We start from the raw sequence: 16,810 nt of genomic DNA, 5'->3' as shown, positions 1-16,810 counted from the left end.
CAAGCTCGCACCAGCAAAAACAATAATTTTCTTCTGGGACAGGAGACCTAGAAACTCAAAACAGCAAAAAATTTATTTTCCATCATAATGAAACAGCAAACATTGCCACAGCCACTGAAGGGAATTATTCCTCCTATTGTAACGCCCCTGCTCGACAACGAAACACTGGATGTTGAAGGACTGGAGCGGTTGATTGAACATATTTTAGCAGGAGGAGCGCATGGCTTGTTTGTGCTGGGTACCACCGGCGAAGCGCCCAACCTGAGCTACCACCTGCGCCACGAACTCGTGAAGCGCACCTGTGAGCAGGTGGCAGGACGTGTGCCCGTACTGGTAGGCATCACCGACACGGTTATGTCGGAAGCCGTTCGTCTGGCAGAGGCCTCTGCCGAAGCGGGTGCAGCAGCTGTGGTGGCAGCGCCGCCTTATTACTACACGCCAAGCCAGCCGGAACTGGTATCGTACTTCAGTGCGCTGGCCGACCAGGTGTCGCTGCCGCTGTTTTTGTATAACATGCCGTCGCACACCAAGGTGTCGTTTGAGCCGGCTACGGTAAAAACACTTTCCGAGCACAAAAATATTGTGGGCCTGAAAGACAGCTCCGGCAACACGGTTTACTTCCAGATGCTGTGCCATACCATGCGGCATATGCCGGAGTTCTCGCTGCTGGTAGGTCCGGAAGAAGTAACAGCCGAAGTCGTGCTGATGGGTGCACACGGTGGGGTGAATGGTGGAGCTAATATGTTCCCGAGCCTTTACGTGGATTTATACAACGCTGCTGTTGCAAAAGATTTCGATAAGATAAGAGTGTTGCAGACGCAGGTGCTGGAAATCAGTTCCCGCCTGTATACCGTGGACAAGAGTGGTACCAGCTACCTGAAAGGCGTGAAAGCAACCCTGGGGCTCCTGGGTATCTGCAGCGATTACCTGGCACAACCGCACCGCAGGTTCGAGGGAGAAGAGAAAGAGAAAGTTCGTGAGCATTTAAAAGAAATCCAGCGCCAGTTGCAGGAAATCACCTCCCTTAGCCTATGAAGTTACCCATAATAGACATAATTGTTATTATCGCTTATATGTTGGGCGTGGTGCTCTTCGGTTGTTCCTTTTACTTCCGGAAGCGCTCCGCCGACGACTATACCGTGGGCGGCGGACGGCTGCCTTCCTGGGCTGTGGGGATGTCGATATTCGCTACGTTTGTGAGCAGTATCAGCTTCCTGGGGCTTCCCGGCAACGCTTACATGAGCAACTGGAACGGCTTTGTATTCAGCATGTCCATTCCGTTTGCCTCGCTGATTGCCATTAAGTTTTTTGTGCCGCTGTACCGGAAAATCAACAGCGTATCGGCCTACTACTACCTCGAAACCCGCTTCGGTCCCTGGGCGCGTGTGTATGCTTCCATCTGCTACCTGCTCACGCAGCTGGCGCGTATGGGCGCTATCATGTACCTACTGGCGCTGCCTATGAACGCGCTGTTTGGCTGGAGCATTCCAGTCATCATTATTGTTACAGGCATTTGCGTGCTGCTGTATTCGATGATGGGCGGTATCGAGGCGGTTATCTGGACAGACGCTATTCAGGGCATCATCCTGATTGCAGGTGCACTGGCCTGCCTGGGCGTGCTGATTTACGCCATGCCGGGTGGAGCAACCGAAATGGTGGCGATAGCAAGCGAACATAACAAATTTAGTCTGGGTAGTTTTGGCTCCAGCGTGTCGGCGCCTACGTTTTGGGTGATCCTGGTCTACGGCCTGTTCATCAACCTGCAGAACTACGGCATCGACCAGAACTATGTGCAGCGCTACATGAGCGCCAAATCAGAGAAAGAAGCCATTGCCTCTACCTGGCTCGGTAGTCTGCTGTACGTGCCCGTATCGCTGCTGTTCTTTATGATTGGTACAGCCCTGTTTGCTTACTACCAGACGCAGCCGCAGTTGCTGCCTGAGGCACTGAAAGCGGAAGGCATGGCCGACAAAATATTTCCTTACTTCATCGTGAACGGTTTACCGGCCGGTGTGACCGGCTTACTGATTGCCTCTATTTTTGCAGCAGGCATGAGTACCGTTTCCACGAGCATCAACAGCTCCGCCACCGTTATCCTCACCGACTACTACAAGCGCTTTTTCAATAAAAGAGCAACGGGTAAGCAGTCGATGAAGGTGCTGTATATTACCTCGCTCATCATGGGCATTATCAGCATTGTGGTGTCGTTGGCGATGATGCAGGTAAAGAGTGCGCTCGATGCCTGGTGGGCTTTGTCGTCTATCTTCAGCGGCGGTATGCTGGGCCTTTTCCTGCTGGGTGTGGTGTCGTATAAGGTGCAGAGCAACCATGCCTTAGTGGGTGTGTTGGCAGGTATAGTAGCCATTGCCTGGGCGAGCCTTTCGCCGAAGCTGTTTACCGATGGGCTGTGGCTCCAGTTTCAGAGTCCGTTGCATGCGAACCTGGCCATAGTGGTAGGAACTGCTACCATCTTCATCGTTGGTTTTATCGTGGCCATCCTGGCAGGCGGAAAGAAGCAAACGGAACAGGAGCGAAAAGAAAGAGAGCTTAAAATGAAATAATAACTTAACAGACGTTAGCAGAAAAACAGGTTTGGCGAACTTTAAAAATAGTTAACCTGTTATGTTTATCCAGCCCTTAAATAACATATTTATGAATAAAATTACCCGCACGTTCTGTGTAGCATTAAGTTGTATTTTAGCATCAGGCGGTTCGCTGGTGGCGCAAAACAAGCCTCTAGTGAACACTTCCAAAAGTTCGCATGCCAAACTGAGCAGCGTCGATTTAGGCGATGCTGTCTGGACGAACGGCTTCTGGGCCGACCGTTTCCAGGTTGCTCAAAAGGCCATGGTGCCTAATATCTGGGCTATCTACAACAACCCGGAGGTAAGCCATGCGTTCCGGAACTTCGAGATTGCAGCAGGTTTAGCCGAAGGCGAGCACAAAGGCCCATCGTTCCACGACGGTGACTTTTACAAAGTACTGGAGTCGTTGGCTGCTACCTATGCCATTACCAAAGACCCGCAACTGGACAAGGAAATGGACCGTGCCATTGCTGTAATTGCCAAAGTGCAGCAGCCGGATGGCTACATCTATACGCCTGCTATCATCCAGAAAAAGAATGACAAGGGCAGTGGTTCTGCTTTCCAGGATAAAGTAAATTTTGAAACTTACAACCTGGGGCACTTAATGACAGCCGCCTGCGTGCATCACCGTGCAACAGGCAAAACGAACCTGCTTAATGTTGCTATCAAAGCCACTGACTTCCTGTACAACTACTACAAAACAGCTTCACCGCAACTGGCGCGTAACGCTATCTGCCCGTCGCACTACATGGGTATTGTGGAAATGTACCGCACCACCGGCGACAAAAAATACCTGGAGCTGGCCCAGAACCTGATTAACATCCGTGGCCTGACCGACGAAGGTACCGACGACAACCAGGACCGCATCCCGTTCCGCGACCAGACGAAAGCCATGGGCCACGCCGTTAGAGCCAGTTACCTGTATGCCGGTGTAGCCGACGTATACGCCGAAACTGGTGACAAGACGCTGCTCAACACGCTCGACCTGATGTGGGACGATGTGACGCAACACAAAATGTACGTTACCGGTGGCTTAGGCTCCCTCTACGACGGCGTATCGCCGGACGGAACTTCTTATAACCCGAAGGATGTACAGAAAATCCACCAGGCCTTCGGACGCGATTACCAGTTGCCGAACCATACGGCTCACAACGAAACCTGCGCCAACATTGGCAACGTACTCTGGAACTGGCGCATGCTGCAGCTGACCGGTAAAGCACAGTATGCCGATGTGATGGAACTGGCCCTGTACAACAGCGTGCTCTCGGGCATCAGCCTGAAAGGAACCGAATTTTTGTACACCAACCCGCTGGCGTACTCAGACGAACTGCCGTTTAAGCAGCGCTGGTCTAAAGACCGTGTTGGCTACATCGGCCTCTCCAACTGCTGCCCGCCAAACGTGGTGCGCACCGTAGCCGAAGTAAACAACTACGCCTACAGCGTATCCGACAAAGGCCTTTGGTTTAACCTGTACGGTGGCAGCAAACTGGCTACCAAACTCAAAGATGGTTCCGAGGTGAAGCTAACACAGGTAACGAACTATCCGTGGGATGGCAACATCAATGTAACGCTGGACCAGGTGCCGCGCAAAAAAGAGTTCTCCCTGTTTATGCGTATTCCGGGATGGGCAAACGATGCGAAGATTCTTGTAAACGGAAAACCTGCTGACGCCAAAGTAACACCAGGCGAATATGCAGAGATAAGCGGCAAATGGAGCAAAGGCGATAAAGTAGAGCTGATTCTGCCCATGGAGGCCAAGCTGATTGAAGCAAATCCGCTGGTAGAAGAAACCCGTGGCCAGGTGGCTGTTAAGCGAGGACCTGTAGTGTACTGCGTAGAGTCGGTGGACTTCCCGAAAGGACAGGATATTTTCAACGTAGCGATTCCTGCCGATATTCAGTTTACGCCGAAGCTCATTAAAATTGAAAACAGCGACGTGATGAGCCTGGAAGGAAAAGCCCAGGTGGTGCAGGATAAAGAGTGGAAGAACCAACTGTACCGCGAGGTTTCCAAAAAAGACCAGGCCATGCAGGTAAGATTGGTCCCTTACTATGCCTGGGGCAACAGAGGCCATTCCGAAATGTCTGTCTGGATGCCATTGAACAGATAATTGATTTCAGGACAGGCCACCACCTGTCCTGATTTTTTTATGTAGTAGGGACAGGTCGCGACCTGTCCAATCGTGGACCGGCAATTCTGCAATCATTTCTTTCGTTGGATTTTGGTTATCTAGCAGATGTATGTTTATTTAATTGGTGCACGATTATTCGCAGCCGATTGGACAGGTCGCGACCTGTCCCTGCAGAAAATTTTTAAAAATATAATAAACGCCCTTTCAAGCACATGAAATCTAACCTATTAAAGTACCTCCTCTACGCCATCGCCCCTTTCACCCTAAGCGCTGCCAGTGCACAGCAACTGGCTTTTCCCGGAGCGGAAGGTTTTGGAAAATACGCCACCGGCGGCAGAGGAGGCAAAGTAGTAGAAGTAACTAACCTGAACGATTCCGGTCCCGGCAGTTTCCGGCAAGCGTTTGAAGAATATCCCGGCGAGCCTATTACGATTGTGTTTCAGGTAGGCGGTACCATTGAGCTGCAGTCGCCTGTTAATGTGAAGCGTTCCAACATAACCATAGCAGGCCAGACTGCTCCCGGCGACGGCATTACCCTGAAAGGCCATTCCTTTATCATCAACGGGGCCAGGGCCAAAAGCCAGGGTGGGAACCACGGCAATATCATCGTGCGCTACATCCGCTCCCGTCCCGGCGGCACCGACCCGAGAGGCCTGTACGGCTTTGATATGGAGAACTGCCACGATGTGATTGTCGACCACTGTTCTTTTAGCTGGGCAAACGAAGAGGTAGCCGCTATGTACGATACCAAAAACACGACGGTGCAATGGAGCATCATCAGCGAAGGCCTGTATAAGGCAGGGCATATGAAAGGCGTGCGTGGCTATGGTGGCGTGTGGGGCGGACAAAATGCCTCGTACCACCACAACCTGATGGCACACCTCAACAGCCGTGCTATCCGCTTCAACGGCGCCCGCGCCCACGATACCATTGCGCTGGTAGATTACCGCCACAACGTTATCTACAACTGGGGCAATGCCAATGCAGCTTACGGTGGCGAGGTAGAAATACCAGGCGGCGCCTCAAAACTCAACCTGGTGAACAACTACTACAAACCAGGACCTGCCACACCCAAAGAACTGAAGTTTGTACAGGCCAGCTATAACGAAAACAAAGCCAAAGGCATCGGCCAGTGGTACGTTTCCGGAAACGTGATGGAAGGCAACCCAGCCATGACCAAAAACAACTGGCTCGCCGTAGACCTCAAAAAAGTGCCTGAAGCCAAAAGAGACGAAGCCAAAGCCGCTAAAGCTTTCGAGGTAAGTGTCGCTTTACCGGAGAAAAGTGCAGCAGAGGCGTACAAAACGGTACTTCAAAATGCCGGAGCTACTTTACCCGCACGCGATGCAGTGGATAAAAGAATAGTAGAAGAAACACGCACCGGAACCGCTACCGGAAAAGGCTCCCACGGCGGAACTGGCATCATCGATTCTCCCTCAGCCGTAGGTGGTTGGCCAGCCTTCAAAGGCGGCAAAGCTCCAGTGGATACCGACAAGGACGGTATGCCCGACGAATGGGAAAAGAAATATGGCCTTAACCCCAGCAACCCCGAAGACCGGAACGGTGATTTGAATGGTGATGGATACACCAACCTGGAAGAATACCTGAACGGGACGGACCCGGTAAAGGGAAAAGGCGCTGTGAAGGCTAAGAAGTAAAGAGAAGTTTCACGTCTCCGGTTTCTGCCCTCCTGCCAGAAGATAAAGCTACAGCGCTTTTCTTCTGGCAGGAGGGCAATTTTGTTTACTGCAGCTGCCACCACAGCCTCTGCTGCTAAAATAATCAGCTGCACCAGCCATCCCTACCGCTGCTTCTTCTGCTTCCCCTTCTTGATATGCTTATCGGCAAAGTTCAGGTACTGCTTCCAGTCATACTCCGTTACATCGTGTTTACCGGAGCGGATGTGGTAGCCGATGCGGCCTTGAACAGGATGATTCACCGGCGGAAACTCCTGCGCCGGCAGTCCTTCGGTGCCCAAAAAACGATAGACCGGGTCAGCGGCTTTGGCGGCTAAGAATTCGCCGCGTGGGTCTGCGCCTCTGTCTTCTTCGGCACTGGCTATGTAGAGCGGGCGCGGGGCGATGAGGGCCAGCAGCATGTGCTGGTCGAAGGGCAGGGCTTCTTCGTTTTTGTTGTACTTCTTGAAATTTGCAGCAAACCAGTGGCGGTTGCCGCGGGTGAGGCGTTCCACATCTTCCCCAAACTTACGCTTGGATAAAGCAGCCCCGCCACCTCCCGACATGTTGCTGATGACCATCGCAAAGCGTTCGTCGCGTGCGCCTGCCCATAAGGCGGCTTTGCCCATTCGCGAAAAGCCGAACAGCATCACCTTCTTTGCATTAATCTGCTTGTCGGTTTCCAGGTAATCGAGGGCGCGGCTGAGGCCCCAGGCCCAGGCAGCCATCGTGCTGAAATTGTCGCCGCGGTTCTGCAGTTCCGGGTAGAGCGCGTGTACGCCATTTTTGAAGTCGTCGTGCTTGTCGGGGTCTATATCGCCGGCGTAGACGGTTGCCACGGCATAACCTCGTTCCAGAATCAGTTCAATTGGCCAGCGGCTGGCGGTGGCACCGCGCGAGGCTTCCGTAGAAATACCGTCCACGACACCGGCCCCGCCCGGCCATACCCAGTTTGGCGAAAGCTTGATGTTCGGGTCGGTGTGGATAGCATGGTTCCCCTGGAAGTTCAGCCCCAGGAAAGCAGGTACAGGTTTTTTGACGTGGTTGGGGATGTAGAGCAGGATGTCCATCTGCGGGCCGTCTTCTTTGCCGGTAAAGTACACCGTTACCTGCTTGCGCGTCGCCTTCCCGTTCAGTGCCTGCGGGTCTTTTTCAAACACCTTAAAGGTCATGTTTTCCGGCTTACCCGGCGACCTGCCGTACATCTCGCTTTCGAACAGCTCCAGCAACTCCGCCCGCCGCTTCGTGTGCCACTGCTTCGGCGTCTTCACCTTGGAGCCGTCCTGGAACGTCAGCGGGTCGGGGAGGGTGTAGAGTGCTACTTTCGACTCGTCGAAGTTTTGAGCAGAGGCTGTGGTGAGAGGTGCTATGAAGGTTAGGAGAAGGAGGAGAAGCGGTTTGTAGTGGTATTTGATAAACATGGGTGTTGGTATGTATAGAAATAGAGTTTTATCTTTTTGTCATTCTGGAAGAATCTTGTGAGCAATGTCCTTTAGATGCTGCTACTGGTGGTGTAGTTCTCGTTGGCATAGATGCTATTGTGGCTTTGGTAGCAAGTGTAATCAGTTTCATAGCTGGCTTTCTTGTTCTTTTTGTCTTGATACAAAAAGAACCAAAAAAATCAAGACCCTCCAAACTCGCTGAACGCTCGAACAGTGGAGTGTCAATTTACGCACCTGGTTGGCGGCGGTGCTTCGTAGCATCATAACAATTACTATTTTAGCTACGGCTTTACAAGGCTCTGTGGGAACAAGCATAACATGCTGCTACACTACCTATCATATCATAGCCTGATAGCCTGCTCAACGTCCAAAAAGGTTTACTGCACCTGCCACCATTGCCACTGCTGCTTTATGAACTTGTCTGAATCAGGATTTACGGAATTTTAGGATTAACAGAATATCTTTCGTGCCTACAAACTTTTGTTGCTGCTGTTATCTTGGTTTTAGTGGCGCACAAACAGAACTTTTTGAAGATTAAACCAATCCTGAAAATTCTGAAATTCTGTTAATCCTGATTCAGACAAAATGTGAAGAACAAAAGACGCTCGCAGGTCTGGAAGACGCTGCGAGGTCATGGGAGCAGGTGCCTCAGGGGTAAAGATAAAAAAGGCTCCTGTAACCACCGCGGTTAACAAGAGCCTTTTGTGAAAATGTAAAACAGAGCGTCTATTCCTGCAACACCGGTTTTGCCACCACACCACTGCCAACAGCAGCCTGCCAGCCTTTGTAGTAGGTTTTTACCTTCTCCACGTCTTCGCCGGGAGTGGTAACGGATTTATCGCTGTTGAGCGATTTCAGGTGGTCCAGGCTCTCGTACACGCCTGCTTTCAGGCCTGCTAAATAAGCAGCGCCTAAGGCAGATACATCCGGCATACCCATGTTTACCACCGGGCGCTCGAGCAGGTCGGCGAGGAACTGCATCACGAATTTGTTCGCCGTGATGCCGCCGTTTACCATCAGCTCCTGCAGCGCAATGCCGGTGTCCTGCTCCATGGCTACAATCACGTCTTTTATCTGGTAGGGGATAGACTCCAGCGCTGCCCGCACCAGGTGGTTTTTGTTGCTGCCGAAGGTGAGGCCTACAATGGAGCCTTTGCGGTTCATGTCCCAGTGGGGGGCGCCGAGGCCGCTGAAGGCGGGTACCAGGTAAACGCTATTATTGTTGGCCACGGCACGGGCCATGGCTTCTGTTTCTTTGCTGTCGGTAATCAGGTTCAGTTCGTTCTTCAGCCACTCGATGGTCGCGCCGCAGGTTACGATAACGCCTTCCAGGGCATAATCGGTGCGGTCTTCGGTGCTCCAGCAGATGGTAGTCACCATGCCTCTTTCCGAGTCGCGTGCTTCGGCCCCGATGTTCATCAGGATAGAAGAACCTGTACCCATGGTGGCCTTGGCCGTGCCGGGGGCAAAACAGCCTTCGCCAAAGGCAGCGGCATGCGAATCGCCTATCATAGCGGTGATGGGGATAGGTTTCTCCAGTAATCCGTTAAAATCAGCTGCGGCAAAATGGGAAGAAGAAGGCTGCGGTGTTGGTAAGTTTAACCCGGTAAGGCCGAAGGCTGCCAGCAATTCTTTATCCCAGTCGAGCGTTGCCAGGTTGAAGAACAGGGTGCGGGAGGCGTTGGTGTGGTCGGTGAGGTAACTCTGGCCGTTCGTGAGCTTGTAGAGCAGCCAGGTATCTATTGTGCCGAAATAAGCTTTGCCGCTGTCGATGGCCTGCCGTACTTTCTCCTCATTTTCGTAAAGCCAGATGAGTTTGCTGCCGGAAAAGTAAGGGTCGATTAGCAGGCCGGTTTTGGATTTGATGAGCGGCTCCAGTCCTTCTTCTTTCAGGCGCTCGCACACCCCAACGGAGCGTTTGCACTGCCACACCACGGCGTTGTAAAGCGGCTTTCCGGCCTCATCCCACACCACAAACGTTTCGCGCTGATTCGAAATGCCGCAGGCCGTAATGCTGCTGAGGTCGCCGCCTTTGGCTTTGAAATCCTGCAGACATTGTGCTACGGAAGCCAGTACGTTGCGGTAAATTTCCTCCGGGTCCTGCTCCACGCGCTCGCCTTCGTAATACGATTTGAGCGGCTCGGAACCCCTGGCAATAGCCTTGCCCTGCGCGTCAAAAATAATGGTTTTGGTACTGCTGGTGCCCTGGTCTACGGCCAGGATATAGTTGTTTTTCATGTGTCTTATTCCCCTTTAGAGTTGGCTTTGTCGATAATGACGGCGAGCAGGATAACGAAGCCTTTTACCACCTGCTGCCAGAACGGCGATACATCCAGGAGCACCAGGCCGTTGTTGAGTACGCCAATAATGATAGCGCCCAGGACAGTGCCCAGTATGGTTCCTCTTCCACCGGAGAGCGAAGTACCGCCTATCACCACAGCGGCGATGGCGTCGAGCTCGTAGCTGATGCCGGCATTGGGTTGTGCGGAATTCAGACGGGAGGTAACAATCAGGCCACCAATGGCTGCCAAGGCACCGGCGATGGCATACACGATGATTTTAATGCGGTTGATGTTGATGCCCGAAAGCCGGGCGGCGCTTTCGTTACCGCCGATGGCGTAGATGTAACGGCCCAGCCTGGTCTTCTTCGTAACGATTACGGCTGCCAGCACGATTACACCGGATATCCAGACCGGCACCGGGATGCCCAGTAGCCAACCGGTGCCGAGGTAAGCGAAGTTGCTGCCGAGGTTGGAAATCGGGAAGCCTTCGGTCCAAAGCATGGTAAGCCCGCGGGCAATCGTGAGCATGGCGAGGGTGGCTACGAAAGGCGGCACCTTAAACCGGGTGATGGTCCAGCCGTTGAACATGCCGAGTGAGGTGCCGGTGAGGATGCCCGCTAGCACAGCGCCCAGCATGGTAAAGCCCACAAACATATCCATTCCCGGAAACTCCAGCCCGAACTTAAGCAGACCCGCCGTGATGGCACCGCAAAGCGCCAGGATGGAACCAACGGATAAGTCGATACCGGCAGTGAGCACCACCAGGGTCATGCCCACTGATATACAGATGTTCACCGAAATCTGACGCATCACGTTCCAGCCATTGGCTACCGTGAAAAACTTGTCGGACAACAGCCCGATAACCAGGCAAAGAATAAAGAGCGCAATCAGCGACTGAAACTTAACCAGGTAGCGCTTGTAGTCGGCCGGACCCTGTAGGGGCTTTGCTACAGCAGCGCCATTGGGCTTTGTTTTCTTCTCTTCCACGTAAACTTTAGGACTCATAATGTCTTTATTAAATTGAATTCGGAATAGCAGCTTTCAGTATTTTGTCTTCGGTGGCTTCGTCAACCGGAATCTCTGCAGTTAAGTTACCTTCGGCCATCACCAGCACGCGGTCTGATATTGCCAGAATCTCAGGCAACTCCGACGAGGCCATGATAATGCCCAGTCCGGCATCGGCCAGGCTCAGGATAAGTTTGTAAATTTCATTTTTTGCGTTCACATCGATGCCACGCGTCGGCTCGTCTAGCAGCAGGACCTTGGGGTGCGTGGCCAGCCATTTGGCAATCACGATTTTCTGCTGATTACCGCCGCTCAGGTTCTTGGCAGCCAGTGTATCAGAAGCCGTTTTAATGCGGAGCTCTTTGATGTACTTTTCAGACAGCGAACATTCTTTGCTGTCGTTGAGCATACCCATGTCTTCCATATTCTCCAGCGTGGTCAGGCTGATGTTGGTGCGCACATCCAGGCCCAGCACCAGGCCGTCTTTTTTGCGGTCTTCGGGTACCAGGGCAATGCCGGAACGGATGGCATAAGCAGGCGATTTAAATTTCACTTCCTTGTCTTCAATGCAGATGCTGCCGCTAATCAGTTTGGGGTGCAGCCCGAAGATAGCCTCCAGCAGCTCCGTACGACCGGCACCCATCAATCCGAACACACCCAGAATTTCGCCTTTGCAGAGGGTAAAGGAAAGGTCCTTGAGCATGTCTTCCTGGGGTTTGGCCGGGTGCTTCATCGTCAGGTTCTTCACCGTCAGCACCGGCTCCTCGCAGGTAGTGGCCGCTTTTTTGCGCATAATCTGTATCTCGCGGCCCACCATTTTCTGAATGATGCTGTCGTGCGTCATACCGGCCATATCGCCTGATTCAATCGTTTTTCCATCGCGGAGCACGATGTAGCGGTCGGCAATTTTAAACAGCTCGTCGAGCTTGTGCGAGATGTACACAATGGTTTTGTTCTCCCGCTTCAGGTCGGCAATGATATCGAAGAGCACTTCCACTTCGCTTTCGCTGATGGCCGAAGTTGGCTCGTCCATGATAATGACTTCCGAATCGAGGAGCAGGGCTTTGGCGATTTCCACCACCTGTTGCTGCCCCACTTTGAGCTTGTACACCTCCGTGGCCGGGTCTACGTTCAGCTTGAGCCTGTCTAGCAACTGCTGCGTCTGGCGGCGCATTTCCTTCTGGTCGAGCGTGCCCCAAAGCGTTTCGATTTCACGGCCCAGGAAAATATTTTCGGTGATGCTCAGGTAGGGGATAAGGTTGAGCTCCTGGTGGATAATGGCAATACCCTTGTCCTGCGCCTCCCGCGGATTGGAGAAGCTGACGGTGTCGCCTTTATACACGATGCGGCCCTCGTAGTCGGGGTACACACCCGACAGGATTTTCATAAGCGTAGACTTGCCCGCACCGTTCTCCCCGATAATGGCATTGACCTTTCCGCTATGCAGCTCCAGGTTGACGTTCTCCAGCGCCGTTACGCCCGAAAACCGCTTTGTGATATTTTCTGCAACCAGCATAATGTTGGATGTTTGATTGATTTTTTTGTTTGTCTTCCTGTCGCTGGTGCGAGCTTGTAGCTCGTTCCATTATTACTTGGGAGTGGCATGTGAAAAGGTACGAGCTACAAGCTCGCACCAGCAGCTACTAAGGAATTGGCTTTGTATGTAGTACGGCGGCCAGATGCCGCGGAATAGTAGACACGAGCGAAGACGCTCACGCCATTTTAACCTTACCTTATTCCTTCACCACCTCCAGCGCTACCGGAATCACTTCAATTTCATCGAGGCGGAGATGCTCTTTGTTTAGTTCGATGGCGCCTATGAACGTTACTTTATCGCCTTTTTTGGCAGCAGCTCTGAAAGGCGGCACTACTTCCGTCCTGATTTTGCGGTTGAGTTCTTCCGACACATTGTTCAGGTCCATGGTGTTGCTGAAGTCGTTGAGGTCTACCAGGCCCAGCGCATCGCGTACGGCGTTTCCGTAGACGAACTCTGTGGCTATTTTGACAGGCTTCTGTTCGCCATCAGCCATCGCCAGAATAGTGACATCGTTCTCGTTGATGGAGCTCAGTTCGCCTTCGCCTTTGATAAGGAAGTAGCGGATATTGCCGATGCCCAGTGCGTTGGAATGGGCTTTGAAGGCGGCTTCTTTGTCTGATTGGAGCTGTGCCATCAGGTCGTTTACCTCGACGGCCTGGTTTAGGCCCGGCATCAGTTTCGTGTCCCAGAAGGTGGCGGCATAGGAGGCGGCGTCGAACTTGCCGGTAGCTGCTTCGGCTTTTACCTCGCTTAGTTTCTCGAAGTATACCGAGTTGTAAGCCAGCAGCACCACCACAACGGCAGCAATGATATATTTCAGTCTCTTTTTCATGGTTGCTTTTGCTTATTTACCTGCCAGATAATCTTCTACATTTTCCTGTTTTACCAGCTCCACGGCTACCGGCATCTTCTGCGGAAAATCACGCTTTCCTTTGAAATATTCATCGGCATAGCTAGCGGCAGTCTGCGCCATAACCACCGGGAACTGCATGCCCGTAGCGGCTATTTTGCCGTTGCTGATGGATTTTACCACATCGTCTGCCCCGTCAAAACCGAATACTTTTACACGGTCTTCTGTGCCTGCTGCCACCAAGGCCTGGTAAGCACCCATGGCCATGGCGTCGTTGCCGCAGAAAACAGCATCAATATCTGGGTGCGCCTGCAGTACCGATTCCAGCACTTCCATGGCTTTGTTGCGGTCGAAGTCGGCGCTTTGCTGGGCTACCATTTTCAGATCAGGATAATTATCTACCACACTGTGGAAGCCTTTGGAGCGGGCCCAGGTGTTGTTGTCGCCCACGAGGCCAAGAATTTCCACATATTTCCCCTTCTTGTTCATCTCCTTTACAAAGTATTTGCCCATCGCTACACAGCCGGAGTAGCTGTCGGAGAGGATTTGTGAGGTAGCGGCTTCGGTGGAATTCACTTCGCGGTCCATGCAGAAAACGGGCACATCAGCTGCTTTGGCTTTCAGGACATTTGAAACGGAGCCATCGGCATCGGTGGGGTTGAAGAGGATGGCGTCGTAGCCCGAGGCAAGGGCGTTTTCGAAATGGTCGGCTTCCAGGGCGGTGTTGTTCTGCGAATCGAAGATTTTGGCTTCGTACCCTAAAGCTCTTGCCTTTTCTGCAGCACTTTCGGCCAGCACCACAAACCAGGGGTTGTTGAGCGTGGAGATAATGACGGCCACTTTCTTAGGTTCTTCTGCACCCGTGTTGCTACCGCACCTTGTAATTAGCAATACTGCGAAAAGCAGGAGCAGCGCCGGTACTCGTTTCATCTTTTTCAACATGACGTTATTTGTAATAGTTTGTATCGTAAGCTGTTCAGGAAAAAGGCGTTATGGAGCTGCTTTTTCTACTGATTTTGATAGCTCTGTTTTACTAAGAACTAACATTCGTTTAAAATAGTGCATAAAAAACTACCTTGCAAGAATTTAAATATAAATAATTTATTTATTTTTAAATAAAGTGTAAAAAGGTGCTGTCTGTGCAGTGCACGAAGGAGAGGAAATTGCAAAGGGCTGGCTTTGCTTGTAGCTATTAATAAAGAGCTAACATTTCGGCAGCGGTTGTGGCATAAGACGCTCGCAGGTCTGGAAGACGCTGCGAGGTCTTTTGAGCCGCTGTTTGTTTGAATTTGGATTCGCAGGATTTTAGGATTAACAGGATTGATAAATTTTTAAAATCCGAAAATCCTTTAATCTGATAAATCCAAATTCAGACAATAATTACCCCCTCAGCAACTCAACTGCGGTTTTCGCGATGCCGCTTTCGGAGAGGCCGTAGTGCCTGAAAATGTCTGCCTGGGAGCCGGTAACGGTGTATTCGTCCGGGATGCCCATGATTTTGAATGGATTGTGGTAACGGTTCTGGAACAGGAACGAAGCGCAGGCTTCGCCTAAGCCGCCGTACACGCTGTGCTCTTCCACGGTTATGATGGCCTGACCGGTGGAGGCCAGCTGGGCCAGCAGGTCGTAGTCGAGCGGTTTGATGGTGTGCATGCTTACCACGGTGGCCGAAATGCCGTAGTCGCTTTCCAGTTTTTCGGCGGCCTGTACAGCTGGATAAACGGTTTCGCCTGTCGCGATGATGGCTACGTCTTTGCCTTCTCTTATTACTCTGCCTTTGCCAAACTCGAAAGTGCCTTGGCCTTCCGGTTGCAGCAGCGGCATGGGCTTTTTGCCGAAGCGCAGGTAGAAGGGCTGGTTCAGTTGGGCTGCCTGGGCCACGGCTTGTTCCGTTTCGAAATTATCGGCGGGCGCTACAACCGTGATGTTGTTGATGGCGCGCAGCACGGCAAAGTCGTGGAGGCTGTGGTGGGTGGAGCCAAGGGCTCCGTAGCTCACGCCGGCGCTGATGCCGACCAGTTTTACCGGGTTGTCGGAATAGGCTACGTCGTTTTTGATTTGCTCCAGGGCACGCGCTGTCAGGAAACAGGCAGGCGACACAGCAAATACTTTTTTGCCAGCTGAAGCCAGACCGGCGGCTACGCCTACCAGGTTCTGCTCGGCAATGCCAACTTCTACTATCTGCTTCGGATACTTCTGCCCGAATGGTACCAGTTTGCCGGAACCGCGCGAGTCGCTGGTTACGGCTATAATATCTCTGTCGGTGGCGGCGAGGCTTTGGAGGGTGCTGGAGAACACATCCTGGTTTGGCTTGCCGGTTGTTACGTCACTTTCTATAATTGCTCCCACTGTTTTCTGCTTTTAAACGGTTACTTCTTTTCCTTCCAGGGCAGCCAGCGCTGCATCCAGTTCTTCCTGTGCCTTGTGGTACTGCTCCTCGCTTGGTACCCCGTGGTGCCACTTCAGCTCGTTTTCCATAAAGCTAACGCCTTTGCCTTTGATGGTATGCGCAATAATCAGGCTTGGCTTTCCTGCTTCGAATGGCATGGCTGCGAAGGCTTCCTTTAACTGCGTAATATCATGCCCGTCCACGTGGCGCACCGCCCAGCCGAAGCTCTCGAACTTGTCGTCGATGGGGTTGGTGTCGCAGACCTCGCAGGTGGGGCCTGTAATCTGGAGTTTATTATGGTCGATGATGGCGCAGAGGTTGTCCAGCTTGTAATGCGAGGCCGTCAGGGCGGCTTCCCAGTTGGAGCCTTCGGGCAGTTCGCCGTCGCCCATCAAGGTAAATACCCGGTAATCACGCTCGTCCAGTTTGGCTGCCAGGGCAGTGCCCACACTCATGGGTAAGCCATGGCCCAGGGCACCAGTATTCTGCTCCACGCCCTTCACTTTCTTGGTCGGGTGACCGATGTAGTGCGACTTATAAGTGCAGAGGTTTTCCAGGTCAGTATATGGGAAAAAGCCTTTATCCGCCAGCACCACGAACAGCGCCTCAACCGTATGGCCTTTGCTCTGGATGTAGCGGTCGCGGTCGGGGGAGGTGAAGTTCTCCGGCCCAACGTTGAGCACGTGGTTGTATAGCACGTTGAGGATATCGGTACAGGAAAGGCTGCCTCCTGTATGGCCTGCTTTCGCCTGGTAGATGTACTTCAGGATTCTTTTCCGGTACTCTATCGACTTTCGCTGTAACTCTTTATCTGTCATCTGATTTCTGGAATTTAATATTGGTTGCTGCCTGGCAGCTGCGTTTTTGTCTTCGTTTGAAGACCAATCTTGTCGGGAAAAGTCTTCTGCTCCTC

General features: G+C 52.3%; 12 protein-coding genes. 4 read left to right on the top strand and 8 right to left on the bottom strand.

The window, feature by feature from the left end; translation table 11 throughout:
- The first annotated feature begins 87 nt into the window (after positions 1-87).
- The 4 genes from DCW36_RS21045 (at position 88) to DCW36_RS21030 (ending at position 6,374) form a co-directional block, all read left to right on the top strand.
- On the top strand, positions 88-1,035 hold the full coding sequence (locus tag DCW36_RS21045) for a dihydrodipicolinate synthase family protein (RefSeq protein ID WP_114781718.1): 948 nt from the start codon (positions 88-90) through the stop codon (positions 1,033-1,035).
- Positions 1,032-2,561 (top strand): sodium:solute symporter, encoded by a 1,530-nt coding sequence (locus DCW36_RS21040; RefSeq protein WP_114781717.1) that lies wholly within the window; start codon positions 1,032-1,034, stop codon positions 2,559-2,561. The genes DCW36_RS21045 and DCW36_RS21040 overlap by 4 nt, the downstream gene beginning before the upstream one ends.
- 91 nt (positions 2,562-2,652) lie before the next feature.
- A complete protein-coding gene (locus DCW36_RS21035; RefSeq protein WP_114781743.1) occupies positions 2,653-4,695 on the top strand; it encodes an aceric acid hydrolase in 2,043 nt (680 codons plus the stop codon).
- 233 nt (positions 4,696-4,928) lie between these two features.
- Entirely contained in the window at positions 4,929-6,374 is a 1,446-nt protein-coding gene (locus DCW36_RS21030) for a pectate lyase family protein (protein ID WP_240676263.1), read from the top strand.
- Positions 6,375-6,517: 143 nt separating this feature from the next.
- Here DCW36_RS21030 and DCW36_RS21025 read toward each other — a convergent pair whose 3' ends face one another.
- The 8 genes from DCW36_RS21025 to DCW36_RS20990 form a co-directional block, all read right to left on the bottom strand.
- Positions 6,518-7,813: a glucuronyl esterase domain-containing protein gene (locus tag DCW36_RS21025; protein WP_205702974.1), complete on the bottom strand. Its 1,296-nt coding sequence runs from the start codon at positions 7,811-7,813 to the stop codon at positions 6,518-6,520.
- 747 nt (positions 7,814-8,560) lie between these two features.
- Positions 8,561-10,072: an FGGY family carbohydrate kinase gene (locus DCW36_RS21020; protein WP_114781716.1), complete on the bottom strand. Its 1,512-nt coding sequence runs from the start codon at positions 10,070-10,072 to the stop codon at positions 8,561-8,563.
- Positions 10,073-10,077: 5 nt separating this feature from the next.
- Entirely contained in the window at positions 10,078-11,121 is a 1,044-nt protein-coding gene (locus DCW36_RS21015; RefSeq protein ID WP_114781715.1) for an ABC transporter permease subunit, read from the bottom strand.
- Between the two features lie 10 nt (positions 11,122-11,131).
- Entirely contained in the window at positions 11,132-12,637 is a 1,506-nt protein-coding gene (locus tag DCW36_RS21010) for a sugar ABC transporter ATP-binding protein (RefSeq protein ID WP_114781714.1), read from the bottom strand.
- Positions 12,638-12,854: 217 nt separating this feature from the next.
- Positions 12,855-13,490, bottom strand: coding sequence for a DUF2291 domain-containing protein (locus DCW36_RS21005; RefSeq protein WP_114781713.1), 636 nt, complete (start codon positions 13,488-13,490; stop codon positions 12,855-12,857).
- A 12-nt stretch (positions 13,491-13,502) separates the two neighbouring features.
- On the bottom strand, positions 13,503-14,438 hold the full coding sequence (locus DCW36_RS21000; RefSeq protein WP_114781740.1) for a D-ribose ABC transporter substrate-binding protein: 936 nt from the start codon (positions 14,436-14,438) through the stop codon (positions 13,503-13,505).
- A 450-nt stretch (positions 14,439-14,888) separates the two neighbouring features.
- On the bottom strand, positions 14,889-15,857 hold the full coding sequence (locus DCW36_RS20995) for a transketolase family protein (RefSeq protein ID WP_114781712.1): 969 nt from the start codon (positions 15,855-15,857) through the stop codon (positions 14,889-14,891).
- Between the two features lie 12 nt (positions 15,858-15,869).
- Complete coding sequence (locus DCW36_RS20990; RefSeq protein WP_114781711.1) at positions 15,870-16,715, bottom strand: transketolase; 846 nt, start codon at positions 16,713-16,715, stop codon at positions 15,870-15,872.
- Between the last annotated feature and the right edge of the window lie 95 nt (positions 16,716-16,810).

Origin of the sequence: Botryobacter ruber (assembly GCF_003347595.2) — a bacterium.
GTDB classification, from domain to species: domain Bacteria; phylum Bacteroidota; class Bacteroidia; order Cytophagales; family Hymenobacteraceae; genus Pontibacter; species Pontibacter ruber_A.
Note: the sequence above shows the minus strand (reverse complement) of the source record. Positions and strands in the feature narration are given on the sequence as shown.

Coding starts and splice junctions, on each gene's coding strand:
- DCW36_RS21045 (WP_114781718.1), top strand. CDS start 88: ATGAAACAGCAAACATTGCCACAGCCACTGAAGGGAATTATTCCTCCT.
- DCW36_RS21040 (WP_114781717.1), top strand. CDS start 1,032: ATGAAGTTACCCATAATAGACATAATTGTTATTATCGCTTATATGTTG.
- DCW36_RS21035 (WP_114781743.1), top strand. CDS start 2,653: ATGAATAAAATTACCCGCACGTTCTGTGTAGCATTAAGTTGTATTTTA.
- DCW36_RS21030 (WP_240676263.1), top strand. CDS start 4,929: ATGAAATCTAACCTATTAAAGTACCTCCTCTACGCCATCGCCCCTTTC.
- DCW36_RS21025 (WP_205702974.1), bottom strand. CDS start 7,813: ATGTTTATCAAATACCACTACAAACCGCTTCTCCTCCTTCTCCTAACC.
- DCW36_RS21020 (WP_114781716.1), bottom strand. CDS start 10,072: ATGAAAAACAACTATATCCTGGCCGTAGACCAGGGCACCAGCAGTACC.
- DCW36_RS21015 (WP_114781715.1), bottom strand. CDS start 11,121: ATGAGTCCTAAAGTTTACGTGGAAGAGAAGAAAACAAAGCCCAATGGC.
- DCW36_RS21010 (WP_114781714.1), bottom strand. CDS start 12,637: ATGCTGGTTGCAGAAAATATCACAAAGCGGTTTTCGGGCGTAACGGCG.
- DCW36_RS21005 (WP_114781713.1), bottom strand. CDS start 13,490: ATGAAAAAGAGACTGAAATATATCATTGCTGCCGTTGTGGTGGTGCTG.
- DCW36_RS21000 (WP_114781740.1), bottom strand. CDS start 14,438: ATGAAACGAGTACCGGCGCTGCTCCTGCTTTTCGCAGTATTGCTAATT.
- DCW36_RS20990 (WP_114781711.1), bottom strand. CDS start 16,715: ATGACAGATAAAGAGTTACAGCGAAAGTCGATAGAGTACCGGAAAAGA.